This window comes from Paraburkholderia elongata (assembly GCF_013177735.1).
In the GTDB taxonomy this organism is placed as follows: Bacteria; Pseudomonadota; Gammaproteobacteria; order Burkholderiales; family Burkholderiaceae; genus Paraburkholderia; species Paraburkholderia elongata.
On record NZ_WOEZ01000164.1, the window covers coordinates 1 to 3,312 of the forward strand.

A 3,312-nucleotide genomic window follows, 5' to 3' on the forward strand; every position below is an offset into this window, starting at 1 on the left:
AGATTTCGACGAGCGGCGTACTGATGCAACCGCTCAATCTGACCAACCTGGTGCTTCAGAACAGCTACATCGTCATCATGGCCCTTGGAATGCTCATGGTGATTGTTTCAGGCCACATCGACCTCTCCGTCGGTTCAACGGCCGGTTTGGTGGGCGCGTTAGCGGCAGTATTGATGGTGCAGTATGACGTCAACTATATCTGGGCGACCATCATCTGTATCGCGGCCGGCGCGCTGATTGGCACCTTGCAAGGCTACTGGATTGCGTTCTGGCGGATGCCGTCGTTCATCGTGACGCTGGCCGGCATGCTGGTTTTCCGTGGCATGACAAATCTCGTGCTCCAGGGCCAGTCTATCGGCCCATTCCCTGATGCATTCGGCGCTGTGAGTTCGGGTTTCATCCCTGACCTCTTTCACGGACAAACACTCCACATCACCTCGATTCTCCTCGGCGTGTTTGTCGGTGTCCTTTTCTTTGTCATCGAGCCTCGGCATCGTGCTGGCGCGGCGAAGCATGGAGTCGAGAGTGGCTCGTTCTCGATGTTCGTGGCGAAGAATGTCGTCCTTACGGCGCTGATTGTGTTCTTCTGCTACCTGCTCGCATCCTATCGTGGCTTGCCTACTGTGCTCGTCATCATGGGTGTGCTGATTGGCGTGTACACGTTCATCATGAACCGAACGACAATCGGGCGTCGCATCTACGCGGTTGGCGGCAATGCAAAGGCGGCGAGATTGTCGGGTGTCAGCGTCCCAGCAGTGAGTTTCCTGACCTTTGTGAACATGGGTGTCCTTGCAGCGCTGGCCGGTCTGATTTTCGCCGCACGTCTGAATAGTGGAACGCCGAAGGCTGGCACCGGGTTCGAGCTCGACGTCATCGCAGCATGTTTCATCGGCGGTGCATCCGCCTCCGGTGGTGTCGGGAAGGTCGTCGGAGCGGTCGTGGGTGCCTTCATCATGGGCGTGCTGAACAACGGTATGTCCATCATGGGCATCGGCGTGGACTATCAGCAGGTCATCAAAGGCATCGTTCTGCTCGCAGCCGTATTTGTCGACGTGTACAACAAGAACAAAGCGTAATTATTCTTCTACGGCAGACCAGATTTAGAAGTCAACGGGGCGGGGCCAGGCGCGCGGCGAGGCCCCGCTGACATGCATCCTTGTGTCATGAGCTTGCGTCTCGAACATTTGGCCCGTTTATATGTACTGCAAATGGAAACAAAAATGGTCAAGCATATCGTGATGTGGAATGTTCGCGGTGACACTCCTCAGCAAAAGCAGGAATCCGCGATGCTGGTAAAGACCGCATTCGAAAGTCTGAGCGGAAAGATTCCCGGGCTTACCAGGCTTGAGGTCGGGCTGGATGTAAGCGCCGTTGATTACGCGTGCGACGTAGTCTTGTACACGGAGTTTGAAAGCCAGGAGTCGCTCGACGCGTATGCGTCGCACTCTGAGCATCAGCGAGTGAAGGAAATCGTGGGTGACGTTCGTATCGCTCGCCACCAGGTCGACTACATCTAAGCGAGCTATACGGCTTGACGACACAGGAAGCAAATCTCATGTATGAGTTCACCTATACTACGCAGGCAGCGAGAGTCGTGTTCGGCGCTGGAAGCATGAAGTTGATTCAGCAGGAAGTGGAAACGTTGGGCGCGCGCCGGGCTTTGGTTCTCTGTACCCCCGAGCAGAGAGCGCAAGCAGACATAGTTTCCGCTCTTCTTGGGCCTTCGAGCGCCGGAGTCTTCGACGGCGCCCAGATGCATGTGCCCATTGAGAACGCTCGCCGCGCGCGTGAGCACGCGAAGTCGGTCGACGCGGACTGCGCAGTGGCTATTGGAGGCGGTTCGACCATTGGGCTCGGCAAGGCGATTGCGCTCGAGTCGTCGTTGCCGATTATCGCGATACCGACAACGTATGCTGGGTCGGAGATGACTCCCATTTATGGGATAACTGAAAACGGTCTGAAGAAAACGGGTCGAGATACCAAGGTAATTCCCAAGACAGTCCTGTACGACCCGGAGTTGACCATCGGGCTCCCAGGCCGTCTATCGATTGTCAGCGGCCTCAACGCCATCGCTCATGCCGCCGAGGGGCTGTACGCAAAAGATGGAAACCCTGTCATGTCGCTGATGGCGGAGGAAGGCATTCGCTCGCTCGTCAACGGCCTGCGTGGAGTGAAGAAGAACAGCAAGGACAAAGCGGCGCGCAGCGAGTGTCTCTATGGCGCGTGGTTGTGCGGAATGGTGCTCGGAAACGTTGGCATGGCTCTTCATCACAAGCTTTGCCATACCTTGGGTGGAACATTCAACCTGCCGCATGCAGAAACACATGCAATCGTCCTGCCTCATGCTCTCGCATACAACAGTACCGTAGCGGCTGAGGCTATGGGCCGAATCGCCAGGGCGTTGAACGTAGAGTCAGCGCCTGACGGCCTTTACCAACTTAACGAAGAACTTGGAGTGCCGCGAGGCCTTCGCGAGATTGGGTTGGGCGAAGCCGACCTCGATTACGCGTGCGAAGTGGCAATGTCGAATCCATACTGGAACCCGCGACCGATTGAGGAGGAACCGCTTAGAGCACTGCTACAGCGTGCCTGGGAGGGAGCCCGTCCCACCGCGTAACCGTCGACAAACTCATTTCCCAGTGGCATTCCATCGTCTCCAAGGGGGATTCGCCTGCTCCTGTGAAAGTGCGGGCCTTTTTTTGGAATGGTCCTAAACTTATCTGCAAATCCCCGCTCGCGAACGGCGGTCTTGCTCACCGTTTCTGACTTACGTAATGGAATGTACGCTGCGTCTGTGGCGACGTTCGCAGCATTGCCGCCGGTGCCCGTTTGAACGGGTCAACTTGGCGGCTTGAGAGTACTCGGTCCAGCTCGCAGCGCACGGTGTTTCCGGACGGCCAGTGAACGGTCTGAGCAACTTAGCCGAGAGAGCCTCGTGAAACGGTTTGCTTCGCTATGCTGCGAGGCGATGCTCATAGTACGGCCGGTCTCTGTCATCAAGTATCGCGTACATTGCCTTCAAGTTCGATGCGTTTGGACTAAGCCACGAGTCAACGTTTTCCGGCTTAATAGGAATAATGCAGCGGTCATGCCCCGCTGCAGCTATCTCTGGGGGTGGCTCATCTGTTATGGCCGCAAAAGACAGGAGGTCCGGCTCGCCTAGTGCAGACCAACGCGACCACAAGCAGGCGACCAGCATGTCATGAGCGGGGTTCGGCCTGAACTCGAGGACTACGTTTTCATCCTTCTCGCCTTCGGCGAGTTGTCGGCCTTCCATCTTGGCGCGGCTGACGTTCTCATAAAATGCATTGA

The 3,312-nt window shown here is 56.6% G+C and carries 4 protein-coding genes; 3 read left to right on the forward strand and 1 reads right to left on the reverse strand.

Annotated elements, in window-relative coordinates:
• The 3 genes from mmsB to GNZ13_RS28755 all read left to right on the forward strand — a co-directional run.
• Nucleotides 1–1,076 (forward strand): multiple monosaccharide ABC transporter permease (gene mmsB / locus GNZ13_RS28745; protein ID WP_172170881.1); only part of this gene is annotated, 1,076 nt, incomplete at its 5' end.
• Nucleotides 1,077–1,220: 144 nt separating this feature from the next.
• Nucleotides 1,221–1,517, forward strand: coding sequence for a Dabb family protein (locus GNZ13_RS28750; protein ID WP_172170887.1), 297 nt, complete (start codon nt 1,221–1,223; stop codon nt 1,515–1,517).
• Between the two features lie 38 nt (nt 1,518–1,555).
• A complete protein-coding gene (locus tag GNZ13_RS28755; protein WP_172170883.1) occupies nt 1,556–2,617 on the forward strand; it encodes a maleylacetate reductase in 1,062 nt (353 codons plus the stop codon).
• Between the two features lie 336 nt (nt 2,618–2,953).
• On the opposite strand, the gene GNZ13_RS28760 is transcribed toward GNZ13_RS28755, so the two are convergent.
• Nucleotides 2,954–3,312, reverse strand: a 359-nt coding sequence (locus tag GNZ13_RS28760) for an SOS response-associated peptidase family protein (RefSeq protein WP_172170885.1), incomplete at its 5' end; no start/stop codon positions are given.